This window comes from Schleiferilactobacillus harbinensis, assembly GCF_008694105.1.
Classification (GTDB): Bacteria; Bacillota; Bacilli; order Lactobacillales; family Lactobacillaceae; genus Schleiferilactobacillus; species Schleiferilactobacillus harbinensis.
Genome location: NZ_CP041364.1, coordinates 1464271 through 1490719, shown reverse-complemented (window position 1 = coordinate 1490719; position 26449 = coordinate 1464271). Strand labels below are relative to the sequence as shown.

The following is a 26449-nucleotide window of genomic DNA, read 5'->3' as shown; positions in this document are numbered from 1 at the left end:
TCGCCGTATACTGGAATACAGAGAAAGGGAGTAATGTGGATATGGCTCAAAAAGAAATTGAGGACTTCAAGGTCAGCACCCGCCACTTTAATCGCATCATGATCGCCATCGATGATGACGATTTTATTTCGTCTCGGTTCGCCTTTGATTACGCCTGTACCGTAGCGAAGATTTATTCTGTACCGTTGGCGATTGCCTCCGTCATGGAGACGGGCGATCTGAACGTCTTCCAGTCTTTGAATCCGGAAACATTGGCGGAACATCGCGAAGCCATGGCCAATGACTTGAATGCCTACGTGGAGAAAGCCAAACAATTCGGCATTCTCGACGTCGTGCCGCTGATTGGGGAAGGCAAGCCGGGCAAGGTCATCGTGGATGAAATGGTGCCGCAGTTCAAGCCGGACCTGATCGTGGTTGGCAGTGAAACCCACAAGGGCGCTCGCCATCAGACCATCGGCTCCGTCGCCGCCTTCGTTACCCGATACGCGCCGTGCACCGTCATCGTGGTGCGGGATCCCGCTGCTGGCCCGAAGCCGACCGATGAACACAGCGAGAACAAGAAGAAATAATTGTTAAGTAAAGAGCATCCCAAACCGGGGTGCTTTTTAAGTACCGCTTTGCTATATTGGTATTGTGACACAAAGAACAAGAAATGAGGGAGAAAAGTGAAGAAATCAATGGGTTTGTTATTCAGCGCCGCGGTATTAGGTGTCAGCTTGGCAACCATCGCCCCGACGGCCGTGCACGCGGCGGATGCAGCGCCGACTGCGGCAGTGACGAAAGCGACGATTGCTGATAAGAAGGGCACCGTATACCGGTTTGCTTACGGAAAGGCCCCTGCGATTGCGACGTATACTGACGCTGCTTTGACGAAGAAAACCGATAAAGCCGTGGCCAATACGTCTGTCTCAGGGCGCACTTGGTTGTGGGAAAATGCGTATGACCAAGTGGCCACCGACGATCAGGGCGCAGTCACAGCGTATCATTTTGCGGAGGGCTGGGCAGCCGCTAAGGAATTCTACACGGAAGACCCGACACAATATAAGATCTATCCAGAATTAAACAATGGCACGGTCACATCCGAAAAGCCCGCGACGGTTTACGCTGATCCGCAACTTACCAAGGCCACGGGCAAGACTTTGCCGGCCGGCAGCCGCTGGCGCATTAACGCGTCTTACAACGCGTTGACTCAAATTAACGGATCGTGGGGCATTGCCGATACGGTCGCCTACAATCTTGGCGGCAATCAATGGGTCAGCAACAAAGAATTCACCTCGGATGCCGGCGCAGCTTTCTATACGTCGAATAACGTTGGTGACGTCCTGGTCACTAACCCTAACGGCGCTAAGCTATACAGTGACTTAGCCCGGACTAAGTTCACTGGCCGTACCTTGTCGTTCGGTTCACGGTGGCAGGCACCCGATTCCATCATGAGCCATTCAGACGGCACGGTCGGCTGGGGCTTAGGCGGATTGCAGTACGTCAACAAGACTGATGTCAGTCCCGTTTACCGCTTTGACGCTGTCTTCACGGTCCGCTACAAGGCTCACCCAACTTGGGGCATCGCCGTATACAACAGCAAACTGCAAGTGACTAAGACCATTCCGGCCAATTCTCGCTGGCGGGTATTCAAACAGTTGCTGCGCCGAGTGAATGGAACCAACACGACCCAGGAATATTACAACATCGGTGGCGACCAATGGGTTCGGTCAGATTACGGAACCGTAGCGCCTAAGTAGCCGATCCTCATCAAGAGATGCCTGACCAATTTTGGTAGGGCATCTTTTTTAATACCGCCAAGGCATATTGTTACCGTCTTCAACCCAATCCGGCATATAATAACGCTCAAGATACGTTGTTTTGCTTTGCACAAGGGATCTGCGGGAGGATAAAATATGTTTGGGAATAAGGTACATCACGTGTTCCATAAGGTGCACAAACGGTGGCTGGTGGTGGGAATCACGGCATTGGCGCTGGGACTGACCACCACGCTGACCACCGCCAAGGCGGCCGATACCGTCAGTATCAACTATGTTTCCGGATACAGTGTTGCCGCTTGGCAGCACGCCAATGGCGTACAGGCCACCAGTAAGAAATTACCCACCGGCACTCGGTGGGCGAGTTATGGTGCAGTCCAGCAAGGGACCAACGGCGTCTATTTGAACGTGGGCGGCGACCAGTGGATCGACAGCAGTTACGCCGATTTGGCAGGCGAGAATTCCAGTCATGAGCTGCGCGGTGTTGTCACGATTCAGTATGTCCCGGGCTATGGCATTGCCATATGGAATAGCGCCAGCGGCGACCGCCAAATTGTGCGTCGGGCGGTGCTGCGTCACGGGACACAGTGGCAAGTTTATCGCCGCGCCGTGGTCAACGGCCGTACCTGGTACAACCTCGGCGGCAATCAGTGGATCGACGGCGGCTTTGCTAAGTTGACCGCTCAGCAATATCGCGGGCCGAAGACCTATCAAAGCGGCGGTCCCACCTTGATCAAGCCGACCGAACCGACGAAACCGGCGCCGAGCACGCCAATTGTCCAGAAAGTGAGCTATCGCGTCGTCACCCGGGATCAATATGGGACGATCGTTTCTACCCGGATCTATGAAGGTAATATCGGCGATACGATCACCATCGGCGCCGCCGGGATTGACGGCTACACCCTCAACGACGGCAGCACCAAAACAATTCGCCTGAGTGCGGACAGCGGGCAGAACGATATTGATTTCACGTACACCCGTAATACGCCGAGCAATCCAAATCAAGGCAGCTATGTCCCGCCGGCAGTGACGCAGCAGTATGTTAACTACCGCATCCTGGCGGTGGATGATCAAGGTCAGCCAATCCAGGAATATATCCCGACGACGGGCAGCAGTTTGCTGCGCGCAGCTATTAATGCCCCGACGATTCCCGGCTACACTGTCAGCGGTGCCCGGACGATTAATGTGGGCGTCAACGGCGGCGACGTTAAGTTTATTTATACCAAAGACGCCGTGAAAGATGTCAGCTATACGATCAAAGCAGTGGATGACCAGGGCGTCGCAATTGCTAGTTTTACTTCTGACACCAAGTCTGGCCAACCGGGGGCGACGATCAGTGCGCCCTCGATTACCGGGTATACCGTCACCGGCGCCAGTACCGCACCGATTCCAGCAACCGGCGGCGCGATCACCTTTAAGTATACGAAAAATACCCCAACGACACCGGCGACGGTGACTTATCTAATTAAAGCGGTGGATGAGCAAGAGCAGCCGATCACAGCTTATACGTCCCAAGACACCTCCGGCAAGCCCGGCGATAGCATCACGGCCCCGACGATTCCCGGCTACACGATTCAAAGCAGCAGCACCGCCCAGATTCCAGCCACCGGCGGTCCCATCACGTTCAAATATACCAAAAATGAGCCAGCTCCCGTAAGTTATACGATTAAAATCGTGGATGAGCAGGGCAACCCCATCACGGGATACCCCGACCAAACCGGCCAAGGTGCACCCGGCACGCCCATCCCTGTGCCGCCAGTCACCGGGTATACAATCAAAACCCCGACTACTGCCACAGTACCGGCTGCCGGCGGGGTAGTCACGTTCACTTATACCCAAGATGCTCCGGCAGTGACGACCGTTAAGTACACCATTGCCTATGTCGATGAGGACAAGCAGCCCATCACCACGACTAATCCGGCCAGTGGCGAAGGCAAAGTCGGTGATCCAATTTCTGCCCTGCCGATTCCGGGCTATACTGCCCCCACTGAAACACAAACGCTGAAGTCGGACACGACCGCAGTGACTTTTGTGTACAAGAAAGATGCAGTTACGCCAGCAACTGTGAACTATACAATTGCTTATGTGGATAAAGATGGCAACACTATCACCACGAACAAGCCGACCAGTGGCTCAGGCCAAGTCGGCGATCCAATTTCTGCACCCGATATTGATGGCTATACCGCAACTGCGGAGACGGCAAAACAAACGTTAGCGGCCGAGACGACAAAGATTACGTATATCTACACGAAGAACCCGGCGGCTACTGTTAAGTATACGATTGAGTACTTGGACCAAGCTAATAATCAGGCCATTACCACGAGTGAACTGACTAGTGGCGAAGGTAAGGTCGGGGATCCTGTTAATGCGCCAAATATTGCTGGCTATACGGCAACTGCGGAGACGGCCAAGCAAACGTTAGCGGCCAATACGACAAAGATTACGTATATCTACACGAAGAACCCGGCAGCCACTGTTAAGTACACGATTGAGTACTTGGACCAAGTTAATAAACAGGCTATTACCACGAGCGAACCGGCCAGTGGTGAAGGCAAGGCTGGTGATCCAGTTTCAGCGCCAAACATTGACGGGTACACGGTCACCGCCGCAACGGCCCAGCAAACATTAGCCGCGGATACGGTGAAGATCACGTACATTTACGGGTCTAGAATTTTTGGTGTTGGAAAGTATTTCCATTCCAAAAGTACTAGGCCCTTTTTGATAACAAAAAAAGACATCTAAGCCTCCCTCGTGCTATGCTTTAAGCGACGAAACTCAAGATAAGCGGGGTAGGAATAGATGTCTCAACTAGATAATACACTTAAATTACTGGGAATTACAGACACAAACATTCAGGTGTTCGGTACTCGTGAGGAATTTCATGGTCGGGGCTCGGGTCGCAAAAAGTATTTGGTCATCCAGGCAGAGCTTACCTACACACTCAGGCGCTGTCCCAGCTGTGGATACAATACGTTGCACCCTAACGGACACAAGCTCACTCATGTCCACATTGCAGGACCCATGGACCGGCCCGTAATTCTAGAGCTAAACAAGCAACGCTGGCGTTGTAGTAACTGCCATAGCACTTGTACGGCCACCACGCCAGTGGTATCAACCAACCACACCATCGGTCACGGACTAGCGACTCATGTGCTGAAGCTAGCCACTAAATTACTCCCGGCTAAGACTATCGCCAGTCTCACCGGTATTTCGACAAACTCAGTTTAGCGTATTTTGACGGCTAATATTCATCCACCCGCGAGCCGCCGGTTACCGATTAATCTATGCTTTGATGAATTCCGTTCCACGCACGGCTCCATGTCGTTTATTTGCATTGACGCCGACACTCACAAATCAGTTAAAGTACTTAGCGACCGCCTTAATAGAACCATCAAACAGTTCTTTCTTAGTCAGTACAGCACCGCAGAACGGGCCGCGGTTCAACGCGTCATCATGGACATGAACGCCTCCTATCAGGCATTCGTGCACGAACTATTCCCTAACGCCGAACTCATTATTGATCGGTTCCACATTGTTCAATTAATGGGCCGGACGATGGATACCATTCGCACTCAATGTTTAAAGCAACTCGACAAGCATTCGCGGGAATATAAAGTACTGAAATCACTATGGCGCCTATTCCACAAGGCCAACCCTGACGCACAAAAGAGCCGCTACCTCTTCGGCCTGAATGAGTACTCGACCGAACAGAACGCTATTGATATTGGAACCGATACATTTCCGGCCTTCAAAACAGCTTATGAAACCTACATCGATCTCCACGATGCTTTGATGGGGCGTCACGCTGATGAACTCAAGAATATCATCACTAACTATCAGCCTAACGGCACGCCCCTAGATACGGCCATGCATACCCTACGAAAGAATCTTAATGGCGTAATTAACGCCGCCCAATCGTCCTACTCTAACGGACCGATAGAGGGCATCAACCGTAAGATCAAGGAGCTCAAACGTGCTGGTTATGGCTTCTCCAATCAGGCCAATATGTTCACCCGCGTCTACCAGCTGATTGCCTAGATTATCTACCACAATAACGTCACGATGGTAGGCTTATTTGTTATACCTTCAAGTACGATATTCAGACAACACACCAGATTAAACGCCGCAACTAGGGAGCGTCTGAAAATCCCGAAATCCTGTATACTTCTTGTTAAAAACAAAACGGAGTGTGCAGGATGGTTATACCCAAACGTTATGAAGTAACCGACGAACAGTGGGAACGGATCGCTGATCTGTTTCCAAAGCGGTCAACGCGCGGCCGACCGCCTAAGGTCGACAATCGTACTGCTTTTAACGCCACATTATGGCTTATTCGCAGCGGTGCAGCTTGGCGGGATTTGCCCGAGCGTTACGGCCCCTGGAAGACAATCTACAGTCGGTTCCGGTTGTGGGTTGACGCGGGCGTGTTTGAGCAGATCTTCAAAGCTGTATCTGCCGATGCGGACATGGAAAACGTGAGCTTAGACTCAACCAGCATCCGCGTTCATCAGAAAGCCAGCGGTGCGAAAAAAACGCGGTAAATGCCGATGTGAATCAGTACATTGGCCGGAGTCGCGGCGGCTTGACCACTAAGATTCACGCTATCGTCGATGGCCTTGGCAATCCTCTGAGCTTCTGCCTGAGCGGCGGCGAGGTACACGATAGTACAGTGGCTGCACCGTTGCTCGGTACTATTCCATTGAAGAGCGTCAATGTCCTGGCGGACAAAGCGTACGGGACGCAGGCGCTACGAGACTTCATCACGTCTCAGGAGGGATACTACACAATCCCACCCAAAAGCAATGCAGTGAACCCCTGGCCGTGCGACTTCTATCTTTACAAGGAGCGACATCTAATCGAAGGCTTCTTCAACCAGATGAAGGAGTTCAGGCGTATAGCCACACGCTATGATAAGCTCGCGCATGTCTTTCTGGGCGCGGTTTACGTTGCAGCAATATGGGTATGGCTTAAGTAATTTTCAGACACACCCTAATAAAACAACAAAAAAGATCTCCTACACGTGAAGTGCCCCAAAGGATAGAAACTATCCTTCAACACCATTTGACAAACTTCCAAAATGAAAAGCTTATAGGTCCGGTAGCACTGGCTTATGTGGTCTAGGCCACTCGGGATATATCAGATTTCTGTGGAAAATTTTATTTTGTTGGTATTTATTCGTGTTTTGTCATATGGCTGGCAAACATTGATGTGGCGCGGCTGACAAGGGTGTTCAACAATATTCAGGATCGTTTATTTTTTTGGTCAGATAAATAACGTTGCCATTCTGGATGCTTCCTTGTGTGTTCAAGCGCACCCAGCGATGTATAATGTATCTGTGTACCCACGCCCAGTGTGGGCAACCTTCCTAAGAGGAGTGATCGAATGTTACAACGATTCTACGCTGCTGATAAGGGTGTCTACGGTTCAAGCGGCGTTGCGTACAAAGACGATCTATACGAAGCAGTCAACGGCAAGTGGGAGAAAAAAGCTAAGATTCCTGCTGACCGAGCTGGCGCCGGTGGATTCAATGATTTAAGCATCGACGTTGAGAATAAGCTGATTAGCGACTTGAACAAGATGGGCGAGCTGGAATCGACGACGGATAAGCCGGAGCTGCAAGAGGCGGTCCGCTTCTTCCAATTGGCATTGGATTTTGGCCGGCGGAAAAAGCAAAAGATGGCACCGGTGATGCCGCTCTTGAAGCGGGCCATTGAATTGAAAGATTTCGCTGATTTGAACGCCCAGGCGGGTTCATGGTATGAAACCTTCCCGGTGCCGTTCCAATTCTCAGTGGAACCAGATATGAAGGACACGGCCCACAACGCGGTGTACGCCTATGGCCCGGGCTTGATCCTGCCGGATATGACCTATTACGCCGACGATAATCCCAATCGCGACACGTTGTTGGCCACCTGGCGGGAGATGGCAGTGAAATTGCTGGTAGCCGCTAAGTTTTCCGAGAAAGATGCTGAGCGGATGGCCGATGGCGCGTTGAAATTTGACCGCAGCCTCGTGCCGTTTTCGAAGTCCGGGGAAGAATGGGCAGATTATCCGGCGATGTACAATCCGGAGCCGCTGGACAAGTTTCTGACCCATTCTGAAATGCTCAATTTCCGCAAGTTCCTGGATGATTTGCTGCCGGAAGAACCGAGTCAGATCATCGTCACAGAGCCTCGCTTCTTTGAACACTTCAACGAAGTCGTTAATGCCCGCACCTTCCGGCTGCTCCACGATTGGATGATCATCCGTTTCTTGATCCATGCGTCCAAGTACTTAAGCAATGATTTGCGCAAGGTGGGCGATACGTTCCATCGGGCGATCACTGGCAGTCAGAAGTCGCCAAACAAGACGAAGAGTGCTTACTATGTGACCAATGATTACTTCGATGAAGTCATCGGCCAATATTATGGTGAGAAATACTTCGGCGATGACGCCCGCCAAGATGTTCGCAAAATGATCGACACGATGATCAAGGTTTACGAAGATCGGTTGGCTCATAACGACTGGCTGAGTGAAGCCACCCGTAAGAGTGCCATCGACAAGCTGGAGAAAATTGTCGTCAAGGTCGGCTATCCTGACAAGCTGCGGCCGCTGTACAGCGAGTTCAAAGTGGATCGCCAAGCGAGTCTGTTTGATAATGTCCAAGAATTTGATACCCTGATTTTGCGGGATATGTTCGCCAAACTGGCAAAGCCGGTGGACCGGACGGAGTGGGGCATGCCGGGCAGTCTAGTCAATGCCCAATATGATCCATCCAGAAACGATATCACCTTCCCGGCTGCGATCCTGCAATCGCCGTTTTACAGCTTGAAGCACAGCGCATCCCGGAACTATGGCGGTATCGGCGCCGTTATTGCTCATGAAATTTCCCATGCCTTCGATAACAATGGGGCGAAGTTCGATGCTTACGGCAACTTGAAGGATTGGTGGACTAAGGAAGACTTGGCCAACTTCACGAAGCGCACGGAGGCCATGGTCGCAGAATTCGACGGTCTGCCGTATGCTGGCGGCAAAGTGAACGGCAAACTCATCTTGGGTGAAAATGTCGCCGACCTCGGCGGGATGTCCGCGGCGTTGGAAGCCGCGAAGCAATCCAAGGGTGTCGACCTGCGGGCTTTCTTCATTAACTGGGCGCGGGTATGGCGGGGTAAATATACTCAAGCCAATATGACCGCCCAGTTAGCGACAGATCCCCATGCACCGAATGTTTTGCGGGCCAACATGCAGCCGCGGAACTTCCAGGAGTTTTACGATGCGTTTGATGTGCAGCCCGGCGATGGGATGTATATGGATCCCAAGAAACGCGTTCACATCTGGTAATTTTTGAACACAAAGGGCCTGACTGGGCGTAAAATCCCGGGCAGGCCCTTTTTCTAAGCAAGTGACAACCTTGTCACATCCCTGATAATTCCCACCATCAGCGGTAAAATAGAGGCGAGGCCCGCGGTCAGTCCTGAGACCGATTTTTAACTTTCCTCATCGTTTTGCTTGCTTTCTTCCCTTACCATGGTAATATGAAAGCGTCAACGAGTGATAGAAAGGAAATGGTGAACGTCGTGGACGATGCAGAATTGCGGGCCAAACGGCGGGAAGCGATGGCGCGTTATCGTCAGCGCAACCCGAACCTGAATCAGTATGTATCATTGCGTTCCAGCGCCCGCTCGTTCTTGCGGAATAACGCAAACTATGCGGATACCTTGGAACTGATCTTCCTGGCCACCCAGCGGCAATTGCAGCTGGGGGAGACCATGGACGACGAGCTGGCGGCGGCCTTCCAGAAGTTCTGGCGGGCATTGCAGCAGCACGCTGAAGAGCCGTTAACGGAACGGTTGACGGTGCAGTTAGCGGCCCAAGCCCAGGATGCCTTTCATCAGGCATTCATCTGGCGCCAGTTGCGGGGCAACCTGGAACTGGTGGGTGAGCATCTGGCCTTGACGATCGCCTTAAACGACACCACCGTCACTGGTCAGATCCTGACCTTCCGGACTGATGGTGGTCTTGACGAGGAGGTTTGAAATGATTGCTAATTATGGGATCAAATGTCAACATCGCTAAGCAAAGACCATCATGATCCTAGATTGTTTTGTATCATGTTTCACCACTTTTCTGACTGATTCTTGATACAAATTGGTGAGCTCGAAAAAAGACAAACGTACATTCGATTCGGTATCCTTGAATTATGAGGAGGTGAATCGAATGCCGATCAAAACCCACAAGATCAGACTTTATCCCAATGCCGAAATGGTCACAGTCATCACTGAGCTGATGGATTACAACCGTTTCTGCTGGAACAAGGGATTAGAGGCTTGGAACACCATGTACACCGAGTCGCTGCTCATGAGAAGAATAAGAAACTGCGGCCCAGTGGGCGTAAAGTGCGCAACGAACTGGTGAAGAGCAAAGCCGACTGGCAGTATCAGATGTCAGCGCGCGTGCTCCAAACCGCAGTGCATCGACTGCGCCAGGCCTGGAAAAATTTCTTCAATCCCAAAATGCCGGATGCCCGCAAGCCTAAGTTTCACAGCAAACGAGATCCTAAGCAAAGTTTTACAACTGATCGGGGGACAGTGAATGGCAAGTTTCTGACCCTGGATCAACCGCATGAAAGCACTCATCGGTTCACCAAGATCAAGATGGCCGAGACTCTGCGGTTTACTGGCAAGATCAAAACCGTGACGATAACCAGGCGCGGCAACAAATTCTATGCCAGTATCACTGTTTCAGTTGAGGACCTGCCCCGGCCGGTTTTTACCAACAGCTGGGACATCGTCGCGGTCGACGTGAACGTGGGCCACTTTAGTTGGAATGGCGGTGAAGTCAACACCTTCACTCCCAGGATGGCAGCCCTGCACCAGCGGATCAAAGTTTACCAAAAACGTTTGAATCGGAAGCGGCAGGATAACCCCCACCATTTCCGGTCCAAGAACTATCAACGGTTGAAGGCTAAACTGAACCGCACTTATGAGCAGGTCTACACTTTGCAGAATGACTTGATTCATCAGTTCAGCCACCAAATCATTCGGGATTACGCCGCTCCTTGCTTGGAGGATCTCAACGTCCGATCCATGATGATGGATAAGAAAAAGATTAAAAGTCTGCAGCGCAGTCTCTTTCGCCGATTCCGTACGGCGGTTGAATACAAAGCAGCTTGGCACCATCGCCGCCTAGTGATCGCAGACCGGTTCTATCCGTCGACCCAGCGCTGTTCTAACTGCGGCTACATCAAAAAAGAAGACAGCTACGGCGGTAAGATGACGCTCCAAGGCGATAGCATTTATCACCAGCATGACGTGTACCGCTGTTATGAGTGCGGTCTGGTCATCAACCGGGATGAAAATGCGGTCCAGAATTTAATCGCATTTGCGGCGGGGCTTCCGCCAGAATGGGCAACCATTCAGAGATGATTCTCTAGTCGGTCACTGTACCGGCTGGCTTGTCTAGCTGGGGGAATATCGGTTATGACGAAATCGACTAAACACTGTCCTCTTCATGGTCTAAATCTGAAGCAACATCATAGACCAGATGTGCATACATTTGAGGACATTTTAGAAAGCAGGCACTCTGATGGAAGAGTCATTACAGCGCATCATCAATAAGATCCAAACCACTGAGCAGAATCCGCTCTTCACGCTGTTCTCTTTACCGGACAACGAGAAAGCCGAACTGACCCAGCTGCCGGATGGGTTGCAGCGGGCGATTCTGCTGCTGACCGCCGGGACCGTGTCCGGCAACAACAATGCGGTCCGGGATGATTTGATTGGCAAGAGCGTCCACGTCGCGGATGCCCATGCCAAGTCGATTTCAGTATTCGGTTCCTACTATCCCTTTGAGCTCATTGACCACGATGCCCAAGGCGACTATGTGATCATTTCCGCGGAAGACAATGTCTTGTACCTGTTGTCCAAGCACGGTCTGCAGGATACGTGGGAAACTGAGTTTTAACTTTTAGAAAGAGGGTATCATCATGGGTGGTTATATCACACTCGCCGTTGTGGCGATCATTGTTCTGTTATTGTTGTACTTCTTCTTCCACACCTTCATCTCGGTGGAATCCGGGACCGAAGCACTGGTGACTAGGTTCGGGGAATATACGAAGACTTTGCAGCCAGGACTGCATTTCTTGATTCCCATTGTGAACCGGGCGTATGTTGTTTCCATGCAGCTGCAACCCCTCGATGTCGAGAAGCAGCCGTTGATCACTAAGGATAACGCCACTGTGCAAGCGGCGGAAAAAATTAAGTACCACGTTACTGATTCCTACAAGTTCCAATTCGGCAACTCGGATTCTGTTGAATCCATGATTCAGGATGCCCAATCTGCATTGCGTTCCATCATTGGGCAAATGGATTTGAACGCCGTTTTGGGCGGCACCGAGACAATCAACCAGCGCCTGTCTGAAGCCTTGGCTGAAACGACTTCCGCTTATGGGTTGAAAGTCGATAACGTCGCCATCTTCGGGTTGCAACCGGATCCCCAGATTCAGCAAGCGATGAACAAGCTGCTGACGGCCGATCGGGAAAAGCAAGCTGAAATCAGTAAATCTGAAGGTGAACGGACCGCTGCTGAGAACCGGGCCAGCGGGCAAGCCTTCGCCATCAAGACAGAAGCCGAAGCCAATGCCTATTCCACGAAGATGTCTGCTGATGCCCAAGCTTATGCAACAGCGCGGGCAGCCGAAGCCCAAGCCGCGGCCAACACCCAAATCTTGGATGCGTACTCGGCAGCTAATTTGACCACTGAACAATACGTCCAATTGCAGCAAATTGCTGCCTTTGCCCGCTTGGCCAGCAGTCGGGCCAATACTGTCGTGATGCCGTCGGATAAAATGGATGGGGCAGTCAAAGCCGCCACAGCCACCAAGATCTTCAAGACAGACAATTCTGATACCACCGGCGCCACGTCCATCGTGAACGAACTGGATCAAAAGATCCAAGCCCCGAAGAGTTTGGAAGCCCAGGAAGCCAGCGGCAATGGTGATTTCAATCCGAACTTCGGCGACACTATGGCCAATATCAAGGCCAACGTGGCGACCGGTGACACGGAAGCCGCCGGGTCCGCGCCCAGTCCCTCGGCGTCGCCAAGCCAGCCCACCGCAACACCGGGGTCACCGGAGTACTACCGCCAGTTGAACGCGGCGGCGCGCCAGCATTAATCAGTTAAATCGTTGACAAAAAAACGCCGGCCGCATGGTCGACGTTTTTGATTGGCTAAAATAAAGTCATTGTTTACAGCACCCGGACCGCCATGCTCGGCGCAAAGCCTGGGCTGATCGTCTGGATCCGTACGACATCGCCGGGTTCCGGCGCGGCAATGTATTGATTATTGCCGATATACAGAGCGTCGTGATAGGTATTGCCGCGCGGGCCCCAAAAAATGATATCGCCAGGCTGCAGCGCGTTAAGCGAAACTGATTGGCCGGAGGATTCCTGAGGCACTGTCCAACCACCGATATTGACGCCCGCGGCGTTGAGGAAGATGTAATACATCAAACCGGAACAGTCGAACACGTCGGGGCCTTTACCGCCCCAAACATAAGGCTTGCCCAATTGCTGCTGGGCGAGGGCGATGACCGCGGCAACCTTGGTTTGGTTGGCCGGCGGCGTCACACTGTTGCCGGGTGTACTGGTACCTGAACCACCGCTGGCGGCATCAGAAACCACCGTCACAGCCGCACTGGCAATCCATTCATTGTTGCCGATGCAGTACCAGACATACCCGTCGGCCTGCTGGGCAGCTGTGTACGAATATGTACCGCCTGCGGCCAAGGTCTTCGAAATGGCATAACTGGTGCCGGCCCCTTGCCGAATATTGGCGGCGCAATTCACCCGCACTGACCCGGTTTGGTTAGGCGTCGGCGTGACGATAGGATCACCGCCGCCCGCATTATTCCCCGCATTGCTGCCGGAGCTGGTGCCATTGCCTGGATACAGCCCGGTCCCTGCAGTGACGGCCACCCCCGCGACCCATTGGTCACCGCCCAGATTGTACCAGGTATAGCCATCAGCCTGTTTTGTGGCGAAATACTTATAAGCTTCGCCCTGACTTAAACCGCGCACGACACCATAAGTCAATCCCGCCCCCGAGCGGAGATTAGCCGCTGTATTGACGGTGACCCAGCCGGTTTGGGTGGTGGTGGGCCCAGTCGCACTCCCGGCGGCTGGCGTACCAGTCCCCGGTTCAACGGCCGCACCGGCCACCCATTGGCTGCCGCCCAAGTTATACCACGTATACCCATCGGCTTGCTGGGTCGTGTACGTCTTATACGCTTCACCTTGGTTCAATGTGCGCAGTGTGGCGTATTTCAAGCCCGGCCCTTGACGTAAATTAGCCGCATAAAGAACCTTTACATAGTCCATAGTTGCAGCCTTTACCTTTTTCGTCGCGGTATTCGCGGCAATGACGCCGCCGCTGAGTAGGACAGCGGCTGACGCCAGCGTTACCATACCCGTATGTGTGCGTTTTCCTGTCAAGACGAACCCCTCCAATTCGTTATCTTTGCCCCCGATAACTATTCACTTTTGATTGTAGCACAGGCAGGAGGGGGCCCGGCTACATAAAAAGTAAAATTCCTTTACCAAAAGTAAAGGAATTTTCGCAGAAAATAGAAAAAAGCGGCCGCAGCCGCTTTTCTGACGTGCGGGGCGGTGCCCCGTCAAGTGGACAGCTCAAATATTAAAAGGTCGTTCTCGTGTTGTTCCCCAATTAGGGGCGAATTAGTTACTGATTTTGGCAGTCCGCAGGGGCTGCCATTTTTGATCCAAGAACTTTCCTAATCAAATGGTCCTTCTGGAATAGTTGGATACCGATTTAGTGCCATCTCATACGTTCCCATAGAGATGCGCTTGGCCTTGGCTATCACATTTTCTGTGTAGATTTGGAACCTTGTGCGGGTCGGCGTTACAACAAATACAAGGTCGACAATCGAATCGCTTTCTTCGTCGTAAAGAAGTGAATGATCGTAGACCTGGAAAACATCACCCGCGTCGAAAATAATCTCTTCTCGCGGTTCATCACGATAAATATCAAAACCAGTAATTTGGTCCCAGGCCTGGTAAAATTGTCCTTCTCGAATCATGGTTCTCCTCCTTATGCGTCCCTCAATACACGATCAAGCCGCTGTCTTAACGGCATGATTCCGGTATTCCACGGGGGTCATGCCATCGAGTGTTTCTTGGCGCCGATTGCAGTTGTACCACAACGCGTATTCTTCAATGAGCCGCATCATTTCTTCGTATGTGTTGGCGTGGAAGAAGGCAAAATACTCAGCCTTCGCATGACTCCAGAGACTCTCCATCGGGCCGTTGTCGCCAGGCGTTCCTGGCCGTGACATGCTATGAATGACGCCGGACCCGGCTAATTCCGTGTTGTAAAGCCGGGAAGTGTAACTGGAGCCCTGATCACTGTGCAGAAGCTTAGGCAGTACTTCTTCGGCTTCTACTGCCGCCCTGAACGTGTCGGTGACCAGCGTGGCAGTCTCAGTCGGTTCAACCTCCCAGGCTACGATACTATGGTCGTAGAGGTCCTTGATCGCGCTCAGACGCAAGCGGCACTCTGAATTGAAACCGTACGTCAACTCGCTGCAGTCCGTGACCCAAACCTCGTTTGGCCGGGTAGGATGAAAGGCATGGCTGCCGTCTTGGTTAAGCAATTTATTGCCAAGAATGAATTCTTTCTTCTCCGCTACTCGATCATGCTTCTTCTGACGAATCGAACACTGGATACCGTTATCCCGCATCAATCGCCGGACCCGTTTAGGGTTCACGTGATGTTGCGTTTCCCGATTGATAATCATCGTTAATCGGCGCACGCCATAAATATAATGGTTGTCCGCTTCCTGTTCCTTGATAAGACGGACCAGCTCGTCGTTTACGATGTCTTGCTTCGTCGGTTTCCGGCGCAACCACTTGTAGTAAGCAGAGCGTGGAATATCGAATATTTGGCAACACACCGATACCGAGTGGTATCGCTTGGTGACCTGGTTTACTTCTTGGGTGAGTTCGTGAATGGCAATATATTGGTGCTGTCGGTGTCGTTGCCGGCACTCCTTCTCTCTACATCCTGCAATTTTTTTAATAGTGCGATTTTCGTCTCCAGATAATCAATCCGAGCCTTGCTCTCCTTGTTCTCGAGTTTTAAACGTTCATTCTCATCAAGGGGACTTTCAGGCTTACGCTGGCCGCGACGATCAGTGAGACCCTCCTCGCCGCTCTCGCGGAACTTCTTTACCCATGAATAAACTTGGCCATACGAAACACCAAAGTGCTTAATGGCCCCTTGGTAGTCCATGTCATGTGCAATGGTCCACTGTGCAATTTCAATTCTCTCAACGTAAGTCGTTTTCCTGCCCTTGGTCATGGGTGCACTCCCTCTAGTGGTCTGTAGTAGTTGACCACTATTATACAGAGAAACCCATTGGTAAACGACTGCTGGATTGGAGATGTCGTACTTAGCACACAGCTTATAGTAGGACGTCCCACCCGCTAGGTATTCCTGAACAATCTGAAACTTGAGCTCGCTGGAATACGTCGTGCGCTTACGCTGTTGGCGTCGCGGTGCTCGTTCCTTAGGGACGAGTCCGGCTGTTCCCCATTGTTTATACTTCTGTACCCATTGACTCAATGCTTCCTTGCGCGGCCCTCCGGATCGCTGAACATCCATGAGTGACTGGCCAGACAGTACTCGATTAACGAACTCAATCTTGTCTTCCAAAGAGTAACGGATTCCCTTCCGCCGCATAAAAAAACTCCTTTCTGGGAGAACAGACCTTTGATTATTTGGTCTGTCCACCCTGAAGGGAGTATACCCTGCTTTATTCTGTTTTTAGCTTAGGCTTGTTTCTTGTAATACCGACCGGTGAAGAAATCGATAATGACCATTGCAATCAAGGTACCGCCGAAGAACCGGAACAGCAGCATCAACGTGCCAAAAGGATTGATCACTAAGACGATTCCAGCGATGATCAATAATGCGCCGTAAATTGCCATGGGCCAGGGGGTCACGTTTACGTAGGTCCGGTTGCGGCTGAAGCCGCTGACCAGCCGGTTGATACCCATGAAAATCAGAATCAAGCCCAGGATAAAGGGCAAGGACGCCAGCAATGGCTTGGCCAGCAGGTAGAAGACAACGGCGACCACGATCAGTCCGATGCTCAACCCCTCGGCCATCTTGTTATCCTGCATCGGATTATCCTTACCGGCCCGAATTGCAGCCACCAGCCCGATGATCCCTTGAATGGCAATGTAGGCGGCAATCAGGGCAATGGCGGCACTGGTGACAATCTTCGGCACCAGCAGCAGCAAGACCCCTAAAGCTAAACTGACAATGGATTGCAGCCAGTTGTAACGACGAAACGTAGTATATAATTGTTGCATGGAATTCACTCCTCGCAGGTTTCAATTTTTCAAGCACACAGTCAATCTTTTAAGTCACCTTCAGTATACCTGGTTCGAGGGACGGGCCAAATCGGTCCAAAGTATGGAAAGAGGTCAGGATGTATGGACTATCCTGGTATTATTTTAGGCACCTTCATCGATCGGCCCAACCGGTTTGTGGCCCACGTGGTGATTCAAGGAAAAAAAACCGCTGTCCACGTGAAAAACACTGGTCGGACCAACATTTTGGTGGCCGGGCGCACCGTGGCGCTGGCCCCGTCGGCGAATCCCAAACGCAAGACCCGTTTCGATCTTGTGGCGGTAGAAACGCTCAAGGGCTGGATCAACATTGACTCCCGGGCACCCAATGCCGTGGTCGGCCAGGGTCTGCGGGATAATCAAATCAAACTGCCAGGGTTGGCCGAGATCACACTAGTGCGGCCGGAGACCACTTTTCAACAGGCCCGCTTCGACTTTTTCGGCAGCAGCGGCCAGCAGCCCTTCTTCCTGGAAGTGAAGGGCGTAACGCTTTGGCACCATGATGTGGCCGCTTTTCCCGATGCACCGACGCTGCGCGGGTTGAAGCATGTCGAAGAACTGATCACCGCAGTGGGGCAGGGGTATCACGGCTATTTGCTGTTTCTGGTGCAGATTCCGGATATTCGGGTGGTGACGATTGCCCGGGAGATGCAGCCGGCGCTGGCGGCGGCCATTGCCCAGGCCCAAGCGGCTGGGGTGCATGTCTTGGCTTACGGTACGCGGGTCACACCAGGCACCATGACCCTGAGCCAGCCGATTCCGTTTGACGTGCAGGCCCCGTTTTCCATGGCGGCAGCGTTAGCGGAGGCTCAGAAATAATCGTTGAGCATCGGCAGTTCGTGGTGCAGTACCCGGTCCAACCGAGCCACCGCGTCTTGATCGCCATCGGCGCGGCCGCTTTTGACTAGGGCAGCCAACGGTTGGGTACCGAACAAAGCCTTGGTCAGGACTTGGATCGAAAGTGAAATGTCCGCCTCTGCGGCGGGATCATCGCCGATTTTCTCCGCCCCGGCAACGCTCAAGCGCCAGACACCCTGGTTGGCCGGCAGGGTGTCATCGGTGACGGCCAGGGTGACCGGATCCGCCAGCTGGCCGGTGTAGGGATAGCGGTTGAAAAAGTCTTGCAGGTCCACGATGCGGGCCATCATAAACGGCTCCGCCGCCGCTTTCAGCACATAGGGATTCGGGAACCAATCCCCGCGGTAACGGCTGTCTTGGTCGGCAAACTCCAAGGTAGCAAAGGTATTGCCGTGCTTCAACAGAAACGCCATCAGATGCGTCCACGCTGTCTGGTCCGCGGCATACCATTCCTGGACGGTCAGCGTATTGCCGCTGCGCTCATAAAGCAAGTACCCCCGCACCCGCCCGGCATCGTCCTGATACAGCGCGGCGTCCCAGTTGCTGGCCAGCGCCAAATGTTCCCACCACCAGTCTTCCCGGATCATCCCGCCGCGCAAATGCTCAGCCAACTGAGCATAGAGCGGTTTGAGCACGGGCAGCGCCAACTGCAGCGATTGCCGAGTGACGGTACCGTCCCCTTGGGCGCGAAACGCCGGGACATCTTTGCCCGCGATGGTGTACACCATTTTATTGAAGACCTGCTCATAACCGAAGCGCCGGTAATATTCGTAGGAGAAAGGCGCTAAATACGCCAATGTGCCGTGCTTTTCAGCCATTTCAGCCAACGATGCCCGGAGCAGCGTGCCTGCACCGCCGCGGCCGGAGAATTCCGGGGCGGACATCACGTCACCGATACCGTTCATGCGGAAGTTGACGCCGTGAAAGTTCACCGTGAAGGGTAAACTATACAATCCGCTGACCAGCTGGTCGCCGGCGTGCAAACCGTAGATCCAGCCGTGATCGTAGCGTTGGAAGAAATAATCCCGCCGGCGGGCACTGTCCTGGCGGTTGAATGCATATAAGTACAATTGGTAGAACTGTTCCCGGGCGGCCGGTCCGGTCAAGCGATAGTCTGTCATGTTTTTTCTCCATTTCTACATAAAAACCCGTCGGCCCTCTGGCGGCCAACGGGCGAATTTATTCACACGGGATTACTTCAACCCAGCGTCCTGGGGCGTGATCTTCGTCCGGCCGTCCGCATGGGCCGCCTTAATGGCCTTCATGATGTCCAGGTCGGACCAGGAAGCGGAATCGATACCTTGCGCCTGCAAATCCTTGCGGGCTTGCTGGATCTGGGCGGCGGTGATTTTTTCACCATTGATCTCCGTATCGCTCTTGTCCACGCTGTACTCACCGGAACCGCTGGCTGCGTTGCTGGATGATGATGAAGCCGAGCCGCCATTGCCGGCGGTGCTGCCGCTGGCGTTTTGGGCGCTGACGGCACCAACTTGCAGCTTCAACGCGCCGGTATAGATTGTGGCGTAATAACTGTCCGCAATGTCGCTTTGGTTGACCAATTGATTCAGCGTGGCGATGGCGCCAGCGTAATCTTGCTGATCATAAGCCGTTTGGGCTTTTTGCAATTGCCCCTGGTAGGCTTTGTATGTGGTCTGCACCTTATTGATCGTCGTCAGCAGTTCGTCCGCGACACTGTTCAGACTGCTGTCGCCGCCGGTGACGGTTTTGACGGCCGCAGCCGAGGATTTGGCGGCGTTGAAACTATTTTTGCTCAGGCTGTTTTGCGCTTCGATCAGTGCCTTCGTCTGCTTGACCAGCGCTGTCGCCTTCTTGTCGCTGGACTTTGTTAAAAGGGCACTCTGAAAATAGCCCAGCGCCTGGTCGTAAGCCTTGTTGCTGACGGCATCGCGGCCGGCGCGGATAATGGCCGTGTAGCTGGACGTGGTCTGCGCCGCTTGCGCCGAGGCCGCACTCGCACTGTCATTACCCTTGGGTTGGCACCCCGCCAGGCTGAACAACGCCAAGGCAGCGGCCACACCGACCAGAATCTTCTTCATGGGGATTCTCTCCTTTAGGCGGTCACTGGTCTGATGCCCAGCAACCTGTCTGTTCAGATTTTATCATGGATTGGCGGCGGTACCAAGTGTTGTGGGAATTGAAAAAGGGTTGAAAGAAGCAGAAAAGCCGCTGGGCGTTGCCCAATGACGGACAACGCTCAGCGGCTTATTTCGTTCTTTATGGAATTAAATAAACGGTCGGCCAACCCCGGCGATCCAAGACCGCTGGGAGTTAACGATCGGCTGGACCATGATCTTCGGCGGCCAGGATTCAATCACCTGGTTGTTGCCCAGATAAATGGCGACGTGCCAGATCAACCCGTTGCTCGGGTCACGGTAGAAGATCAAGTCTCCGCGCTGGCGCTGGGCATACGGTACTTTCTTCAAACCGGCATTGGCCCACAGATTCCGAGATTCCCACTCGTAACCCGGTTGGGCATGGCGAATGGAAGAGGAAGGCAGGGGATTGATGCCGCTCGCGTACAGGGCTTGCATGACCAAACCGCTGCAATCTGTCCCGTAAGCCGGAGACGTGGACGCGCCGACGATGTACGGCTTGCCCATGTACTTGTAGGCGGTCTGGATCATCGCTTCGATGTGCTGTGCCCGGGTGCTGTCCGCGTTGGTCAATAATGGCGAGACATAACTGTCAATAGCAAACCATTCATTCCGGCTGAAGCCCATCCGGGTCCAGAAATTAACATCAACTTCCCCAGTCACGGGCATGTGCCACTGGCGCTGGTAATACTTGATCTTGTTGACGGCGGTTTGATTCAAATTCGCATAGGAGCGGTTCAAGCCGAGCCACCACAGGGTCAGCCAGGTCTTGATCCCCTCGGAGCCTAAGCGCAGATTATAGCCGACTGTACCCTGGGGCTTGATCTGCGTAGCACTGATCTGCCAATATTGGCAGGGATTTTGGTAACTGGATTGGCGCTAAGCGCTGTTGGCGTTGATCCACTGGTTGCCGCCCAGTTCATACCATTGACTGCCATTGGCGGCCTTGGTCGTGGCGGTCACTTTCCAGCGCGACCCCTTGCCCAGCTGGCGGCCGGTGTATTGCCCCTGCACGCCAGTCCAAAGCGGGGCCGGCCGCAGTAACTGTGACGGTGTAATTCACTGCCTGCGGGGCGCTGTGGCTCATTTCGCCCAAATCGTTAACGTTCACCCATTGATTATTTCCCAGCTGATACCAGGTTTGGTCGGTACCAGTGGTTTTGCTGAACGCCTGCCAAGTGGAGCCGATTTTCAGCGTTCGGCTGGTACTGACGTAGCGGCCGTCCTGATATTGATACAAGGGTGCGTCGTGCTTCATTCCGACAATATATTTTGCCGGCAGTTTTTCTAAGGTCGGCGGTGCGGCCACCCCAACGCTGCTGTCCGCGGCGTAGAGTGTGGCGGGTGTGCTCAGTACCGGTGCAGCGGCCATCACCGCGATTGCGGCGACGGTCAGCCAGCGTGAAACCAATTTTCTCTTTTTCATTTCCACATCTTCCCCAAAGTAACAGTATTTTGTTGCTTGTATACATGATAAGATGAACAAGCATAAATTGAAATGAAAAGTTTTGGGGAGATGGCATGATGTGGAGAAAAGTGTGGACAGCTGCGGGGATATTGGGGGCAGCAGTGGTTGCTTATTGCGGTTTGACGGCGAATCCGGCCCAGGCAGCGGTAGCTGACGGCGTGATCAGTCTTGAACAGCCGGCGACGCTGTATCAAGGTTTTGATGCGACGCGGCAGAGTACTGGCCGCACCTTGGCCGCGGGGACGCGCTGGCGGGTCTCGGCGACCCAAGAAGTCGATGGGGTCCAGTGGTACGAAGTGGCCACGAATGCCTGGGTGACGGAGAACGCCCAGTTCAATCCGGTGGTTTATCAACCCATCAAACTGGCCCAGCCGACCACCCTTTACACGGGCTACGGGCCAGACCGGCAAAGCACTGGCCGGGTTTTGCCCATCGGGTCGGCCTGGAAAGTGCTGAACCGGGTCGTCGTTGACGGCATCGCCTGGTATGCCATCGGGGCCAATCAATGGGTGACTATGGATACCAGTGCCAATCCAGCGGTACCCGCCAACTTCACGAATGCTGTCTTAACCGTGACAGTGAATAATAAGAACGGGGCCAACATTTATTCTACCTACCAGCCCAATCGCTACCAGACCGGCACCTTGCCCTTCGCCAGCCGTTGGCGCGCCGGCCGTCAATCCGTCGCCGAAGATGGCTCGCTCTGGTATCAGCTGGGGACCAACCAATGGATCAGTGCTACCAGCGGCATTACGACTGGCGCCGTCTATCCTGCCAGCGCCCAAATCAACGGCGTCCCGCTGATCGCTCAGCGGCCCGAATTGCCCAACGGCTGTGGGATCACTGCCGTGACCATGATGCTGCGCTATGCCGGCGCCAAAGTCGACAAGATGCAGCTGGCCCGGGAAATGCCCCGGTCTAAGGATCCCAACAAGGGCTACATCGGCAATCCCTGGGACCGTTCCGGTGTGACCATCTTCCCGCCGGCCTTGATGGGCCTGGTGCAAAAATACGCCGGCAACGCCATCAACATGACTGGCATGTCCTTCGATGCCATTCGTTATCAAGTCGGCCTGCGCCAGCACCCTGTCGTGGCTTGGCTGACATTGCACGGGTTCCCGTATCATGCCGTGGTCGTCATTGGCTACGATGCCAGCAACGTGACGTATCTCGACTGCTGGACGAACCAGCGGGGAACGATGAGTATCGCGGCGTTTGAGAAGAACTGGCAAACGCAGAAGCGGCGGGCGATTTCGTATTGAGAAAGTTGATATAACGGCATAACGCACAGGAATGGCCTCGAATCATGTGTTGAGATTCGGGGCCATTGGTGTCTTGAAGAAAGAAATGTGCTGTACCAACTGCATGGATTTACACCCCTCAACCTTTGGTACAATATAAGCAGCAACATACTTCCAAGGAGGCTTTTTGAAAATAAAAATCGGATTTATCGGCACTGGGGTCATGGGCACTGGCATGGTCCAGAACTTATTAGCCCACGGTTCAGACGTGACAGTGTATAATCGCACCAAGGCCCACGCGCAAACGGTGATCGACGCCGGTGCTAAATGGGCTGACACCCCCGCTGCGTTGACCCAACAAAGCGACGTGCTCATCTCGATCGTCGGCTTCCCCAAAGACGTGGAACAGGTCTACTTTGCGGACGATGGTGTCTTTGCTGGCGCCCACGCTGGTTTGACCGTCATTGATATGACAACGGGGTCACCTGAGACGGCGAAAAAGATTGACGCCGCGGCTAAAAAGTTGACCAACGTGGCTGCCTTGGACGCCCCCGTATCCGGCGGCGACATTGGCGCCAAGAAAGGCACGCTGACGATCATGGTCGGCGGCGATAAGGATACTTACGACAAGATGCTGCCGATCTTCCAACAGATGGGCACGAGCATCAGCTACTTCGGCCCAGCCGACAGCGGGCAGCACATGAAGATGGCCAACCAGATCATGATTGCCGGGACGATGACCGGGATGACTGAGATGATGGTGTACGCCCAGGCGGCGGGGCTGGATCTCAAGCAAGCCTTAAAGACCTTGGCCGGCGGTGCGGCCCAGAACTGGTCGCTGGATAATTACGGTCCGCGGTTGCTACAGGGGGACTATACGCCTGGTTTCTTTGCTAAGCATTTCTTGAAGGACTTGCGGATTGCCTTGGACGAAGCAGATCGGATGGGGCTGGAGTTGCCAGCAACCGCGGAAGCTAAGCATCTTTATGAAGTGATGGTGGATTCGGACGGGCTAGGCGACTTGGGTACGCAAGGGTTGATCAAGCTATGGTGGCAGAAGTAGAAGATTTGACGAAGGGGTAGAAGCCAATGGCTGAAGGTGACATCTCGTGGGGCAAAGAGTACATGGACAAAATGCGCTCTTTACCGCACTACACGCAGGGACATCAAATCGTTGAAAAAATGGTTTTAAACCACGTGAGCACGGAACAGATTCTTGCTTTCACTGGCCTGACCGAGAATGAGTTCGCAGCAATGCTGGCTGGTGATGGTGCTTTTTCGAATCAGCAGTACACTGACCTTTTCGCTCAGATTGAGAAACATGGGCATAAGCCGGCACATGGTTCTGATTAGTCGTCAAAAGCGAACTAACGACAGGAGGGCTGTGGTGTGGAAGAACCTAAAGTTACAAAGGGAGACGTCCTTTGGGGCAAAGCATACATGGACCGCATGCGGGACATGCCTTTCTACATTCAGGGCCGAAAAATCGTCCTTGAAATGATCGACAACAACGTCTCCATCGAACAAGTACTAGATTTTACCGGGTTTACTGACCACGAGTTTGCCCGGATGCTGGCCGGTGATGGGCCGTACACCCAGCAACAGTACGACGACCTCTACGCCCAGATTCGTGCCCACCAAACCCCAGTTAAATAGCGCCCCAACGGCTTTCTGCCAAAAATTTAAGCAGAAAGCCGTTTTTCTTTGCCGTTTTTTCCCGCTCCATCCGTTGTTATCAATGTAAGGCAAGGCGGGCCCGCCGGCTTACAAAAACCACACCAATGGAGGAAAAAACAATGGCTAAAACTTGGTTAAGCAATTCCGTAGCATTCTCCCTGACGAACGACACGTATGACAACGGCACGCTGGATCGGCGGTTCAATAATATCGCCGAAGACGCGACGCCCGAGCAATTGCTCGCCGTGGGGGATGCGCTGACAACGCTGCATGCCGGCGACATTCTGACCACCACGATTCTCACCACCAAGGCGCAAATCGCCTAACTCGGCCCGAGTCAACTAAAGGAGGAAAAACCGCATGAAGCAATTACAAATGAAGTACCACACGTCCGCAGGCAAGAGCAAGACCCTGTCCGTGAATTATGTCGACCAGAACCTGACCGGGAAACAAGTGAAGAAAGCGATGGGCACCATCGCCGCTTCCAAAATCTTCATCAAAGACGCCGTGTTCCTGTACGATGTGCCGGTTTCGGCGAAGTATGTGGAACGCACTGAAACACCGCTTTTTGATGACGAAGCTGGCGAAAGCACTCCAGAAGTGCCTGAAGCAGCTCCGGCAGCTCGTTAGTCTCCTGCGGGCAGTGCTGAAGAAGTGAGAAAAGGGGGCGGCCCCTTGGTGGAGCCGCCCCCTTTTCATTACATAAAGCGAGTTAATAATTATATTTCAAGGTACCGGTTGAGGCCAATACCCACTGGTTGCCGCCCAGGCTATGATAGATCTTGCCGCCCACTATGCGATCTTGGAAAGTCTTCCACTGCGACTTGGCCGGCAATAGCCCAACGGCTTTCATCTGACCGTTCACGAACTGGTACTTCGCTACGGACCAAGTCGGATGGGCCGGATAGTTAACCGTGAAGATATTGCTGTTGATCCGGACGCCATTAGCATAGGCGGTCACATCCCGCCGGGCGACCCATTGGTTACCGCCTAAGTTATAGGCGTTCTGAGAGGTGAAGACACCGCTTTGCTGCCCCTTCAGGTAACTAAAGTACTGCCACTGACTGCCGGCCGCTAAGGTGCGGCCAGTCGTCTTGGTCAAGGTCTGATCCGTATAAATCGGGGCGCCCTTTGTGCCAACGATAACCGTACCGGCACCTTTTTCAACCGTATAGACAGCTGGATTCTCTTCATAGAAGTAGCCGCCAGCTGGCACCCAGCCCTGGGCTAAGTGATAGGCCGTTGTTTGCCCCATGGTATTCACTGCGATTTGGTCGTAGGCGACGCCGTTTTCGCCCATTGGCATAGGAATGAACGTCAATTGGGCATACCCGGTATTGATTTGCTTCATTTCCGGATCTTTATACGTCGCAATACCGTCATTGTAATAACTGAGATACAGCTTGCCGCTCTTCTTCTGGGCCGTGATTTTACCAGTGGCAGTGGGCGCATTGGACACATCAATGGTTGCTACCCATTGTGTGCCGCTCACTTTATAGGCCGTTACGCCAGTGGTCGGACTATTCAGTATCGCACTGTAGCGCCACGCTGAGCCGAAAGCCAGATGACCATTGACCGATGTCAGACTGGCCGGATCGCTGTATGTGTTGGCCCCGCCACTGCCGGCAATATACACTACTCCCTTGGCCGGAGTGACCACGCCGTCCCCCTTGGTTTGAGTCGTGGCGGCGCTTACGGTTGCTGGCTGTGCAACAATTGGCGTTATCGCCAAGGCCCCCGCGCTCAACAGGGCCGTCGCAATTAATAAATGTTTGAACTGACGCATGATAAAAGTCTCCTCTCACACCATTGCTGGTATTCACAATCTGGAAATAGCGTAGCATCGCTGGCATGTAAGCGCAACAAATATGCTATCCATAGGCAATATTTTAACATTTAGAAGCGAACGTATGCTTGCCTTATC

The 26449-nt window shown here is 53.2% G+C and carries 27 protein-coding genes and 1 pseudogene; 18 read left to right on the top strand and 10 right to left on the bottom strand.

Annotation, left to right across the window (positions count from 1 at the left end; all coding sequences use genetic code 11):
• Positions 1–41: 41 nt before the first annotated feature.
• The 11 genes and pseudogenes from FMM01_RS07640 to FMM01_RS07590 all read left to right on the top strand — a co-directional run bounded on the left by FMM01_RS07640 (position 42) and on the right by FMM01_RS07590 (position 12909).
• Positions 42–569, top strand: coding sequence for a universal stress protein (locus tag FMM01_RS07640; protein WP_150392119.1), 528 nt, complete (start codon positions 42–44; stop codon positions 567–569).
• A 96-nt stretch (positions 570–665) separates the two neighbouring features.
• Entirely contained in the window at positions 666–1739 is a 1074-nt protein-coding gene (locus tag FMM01_RS07635; protein ID WP_150392118.1) for a hypothetical protein, read from the top strand.
• A gap of 156 nt (positions 1740–1895) precedes the next feature.
• A complete protein-coding gene (locus FMM01_RS07630) occupies positions 1896–4499 on the top strand; it encodes a MucBP domain-containing protein (RefSeq protein ID WP_150392117.1) in 2604 nt (867 codons plus the stop codon).
• A 57-nt stretch (positions 4500–4556) separates the two neighbouring features.
• Positions 4557–5795: pseudogene (locus tag FMM01_RS07625) on the top strand (ISL3 family transposase).
• A gap of 158 nt (positions 5796–5953) precedes the next feature.
• A protein-coding gene (locus FMM01_RS07620) for an IS5 family transposase (RefSeq protein ID WP_375708622.1) occupies positions 5954–6732 on the top strand; the annotation gives its coding sequence in 2 pieces (ribosomal slippage) (positions 5954–6284 and positions 6284–6732; 780 coding nt in all).
• A 407-nt stretch (positions 6733–7139) separates the two neighbouring features.
• Complete coding sequence (locus tag FMM01_RS07615) at positions 7140–9077, top strand: M13 family metallopeptidase (protein WP_150392116.1); 1938 nt, start codon at positions 7140–7142, stop codon at positions 9075–9077.
• Positions 9078–9313: 236 nt separating this feature from the next.
• A complete protein-coding gene (locus FMM01_RS07610; RefSeq protein ID WP_150392115.1) occupies positions 9314–9772 on the top strand; it encodes a hypothetical protein in 459 nt (152 codons plus the stop codon).
• Positions 9773–9953: 181 nt separating this feature from the next.
• A complete protein-coding gene (locus FMM01_RS16760) occupies positions 9954–10151 on the top strand; it encodes a helix-turn-helix domain-containing protein (protein WP_150392114.1) in 198 nt (65 codons plus the stop codon).
• Positions 10064–11161 (top strand): RNA-guided endonuclease InsQ/TnpB family protein, encoded by a 1098-nt coding sequence (locus FMM01_RS07600; RefSeq protein ID WP_190973483.1) that lies wholly within the window; start codon positions 10064–10066, stop codon positions 11159–11161. Before FMM01_RS16760 ends, FMM01_RS07600 begins: the two co-directional genes overlap by 88 nt.
• 160 nt (positions 11162–11321) lie before the next feature.
• Positions 11322–11699 (top strand): hypothetical protein, encoded by a 378-nt coding sequence (locus FMM01_RS07595; RefSeq protein ID WP_150392112.1) that lies wholly within the window; start codon positions 11322–11324, stop codon positions 11697–11699.
• A 22-nt stretch (positions 11700–11721) separates the two neighbouring features.
• Positions 11722–12909 (top strand): SPFH domain-containing protein, encoded by a 1188-nt coding sequence (locus FMM01_RS07590; protein WP_150392111.1) that lies wholly within the window; start codon positions 11722–11724, stop codon positions 12907–12909.
• 73 nt (positions 12910–12982) lie between these two features.
• Here FMM01_RS07590 and FMM01_RS16695 read toward each other — a convergent pair whose 3' ends face one another.
• The 5 genes from FMM01_RS16695 to FMM01_RS07565 all read right to left on the bottom strand — a co-directional run bounded on the left by FMM01_RS16695 (position 12983) and on the right by FMM01_RS07565 (position 17128).
• Entirely contained in the window at positions 12983–14227 is a 1245-nt protein-coding gene (locus FMM01_RS16695) for a C40 family peptidase (RefSeq protein ID WP_272868977.1), read from the bottom strand.
• 299 nt (positions 14228–14526) lie between these two features.
• On the bottom strand, positions 14527–14832 hold the full coding sequence (locus FMM01_RS07580; RefSeq protein ID WP_056990078.1) for a hypothetical protein: 306 nt from the start codon (positions 14830–14832) through the stop codon (positions 14527–14529).
• A 33-nt stretch (positions 14833–14865) separates the two neighbouring features.
• The gene (locus tag FMM01_RS07575) at positions 14866–15705 is read right to left on the bottom strand and encodes an IS3 family transposase (RefSeq protein ID WP_063516983.1); all 840 of its coding nucleotides are present in this window, start codon (positions 15703–15705) and stop codon (positions 14866–14868) included.
• A 32-nt stretch (positions 15706–15737) separates the two neighbouring features.
• Positions 15738–16493: a helix-turn-helix domain-containing protein gene (locus FMM01_RS07570; RefSeq protein WP_150392110.1), complete on the bottom strand. Its 756-nt coding sequence runs from the start codon at positions 16491–16493 to the stop codon at positions 15738–15740.
• Between the two features lie 89 nt (positions 16494–16582).
• Positions 16583–17128 carry a DUF308 domain-containing protein gene (locus tag FMM01_RS07565; protein WP_150392109.1) on the bottom strand — a complete coding sequence of 182 codons (546 nt, stop codon included), beginning with the start codon at positions 17126–17128 and terminating at the stop codon, positions 16583–16585.
• Positions 17129–17251: 123 nt separating this feature from the next.
• Here FMM01_RS07565 and sfsA point away from each other — a divergent pair, with 123 nt between their 5' ends.
• Positions 17252–17986, top strand: coding sequence for a DNA/RNA nuclease SfsA (gene sfsA, locus FMM01_RS07560; RefSeq protein ID WP_150392108.1), 735 nt, complete (start codon positions 17252–17254; stop codon positions 17984–17986).
• Here sfsA and FMM01_RS07555 read toward each other — a convergent pair.
• The 4 genes from FMM01_RS07555 to FMM01_RS16755 all read right to left on the bottom strand — a co-directional run bounded on the left by FMM01_RS07555 (position 17977) and on the right by FMM01_RS16755 (position 21102).
• On the bottom strand, positions 17977–19146 hold the full coding sequence (locus tag FMM01_RS07555; RefSeq protein WP_150392107.1) for a GNAT family N-acetyltransferase: 1170 nt from the start codon (positions 19144–19146) through the stop codon (positions 17977–17979). The two genes, sfsA and FMM01_RS07555, sit on opposite strands and share 10 nt — an antisense overlap.
• Positions 19147–19218: 72 nt before the next feature.
• Complete coding sequence (locus FMM01_RS07550; protein WP_150392106.1) at positions 19219–20082, bottom strand: hypothetical protein; 864 nt, start codon at positions 20080–20082, stop codon at positions 19219–19221.
• Between the two features lie 186 nt (positions 20083–20268).
• Positions 20269–20880: a C40 family peptidase gene (locus FMM01_RS07545; RefSeq protein ID WP_223850018.1), complete on the bottom strand. Its 612-nt coding sequence runs from the start codon at positions 20878–20880 to the stop codon at positions 20269–20271.
• A 138-nt stretch (positions 20881–21018) separates the two neighbouring features.
• Complete coding sequence (locus tag FMM01_RS16755) at positions 21019–21102, bottom strand: hypothetical protein (protein WP_419555026.1); 84 nt, start codon at positions 21100–21102, stop codon at positions 21019–21021.
• Between the two features lie 561 nt (positions 21103–21663).
• On the opposite strand from FMM01_RS16755, the gene FMM01_RS07535 reads away from it, so the two are divergent.
• The 6 genes from FMM01_RS07535 (at position 21664) to FMM01_RS07510 (ending at position 25155) form a co-directional block, all read left to right on the top strand.
• Complete coding sequence (locus FMM01_RS07535) at positions 21664–22869, top strand: C39 family peptidase (RefSeq protein ID WP_223850016.1); 1206 nt, start codon at positions 21664–21666, stop codon at positions 22867–22869.
• A gap of 172 nt (positions 22870–23041) precedes the next feature.
• Complete coding sequence (locus FMM01_RS07530) at positions 23042–23911, top strand: NAD(P)-dependent oxidoreductase (protein WP_150393251.1); 870 nt, start codon at positions 23042–23044, stop codon at positions 23909–23911.
• Positions 23912–23937: 26 nt separating this feature from the next.
• On the top strand, positions 23938–24201 hold the full coding sequence (locus tag FMM01_RS07525; RefSeq protein ID WP_063516393.1) for a hypothetical protein: 264 nt from the start codon (positions 23938–23940) through the stop codon (positions 24199–24201).
• 36 nt (positions 24202–24237) lie between these two features.
• Positions 24238–24504 (top strand): hypothetical protein, encoded by a 267-nt coding sequence (locus FMM01_RS07520; protein ID WP_150392102.1) that lies wholly within the window; start codon positions 24238–24240, stop codon positions 24502–24504.
• A 140-nt stretch (positions 24505–24644) separates the two neighbouring features.
• A complete protein-coding gene (locus FMM01_RS07515) occupies positions 24645–24851 on the top strand; it encodes a DUF1659 domain-containing protein (protein ID WP_027829317.1) in 207 nt (68 codons plus the stop codon).
• Between the two features lie 34 nt (positions 24852–24885).
• Positions 24886–25155: a DUF2922 domain-containing protein gene (locus tag FMM01_RS07510; protein WP_150392101.1), complete on the top strand. Its 270-nt coding sequence runs from the start codon at positions 24886–24888 to the stop codon at positions 25153–25155.
• 82 nt (positions 25156–25237) lie between these two features.
• On the opposite strand, the gene FMM01_RS07505 is transcribed toward FMM01_RS07510, so the two are convergent.
• The gene (locus FMM01_RS07505) at positions 25238–26311 is read right to left on the bottom strand and encodes a hypothetical protein (RefSeq protein ID WP_150392100.1); all 1074 of its coding nucleotides are present in this window, start codon (positions 26309–26311) and stop codon (positions 25238–25240) included.
• Between the last annotated feature and the right edge of the window lie 138 nt (positions 26312–26449).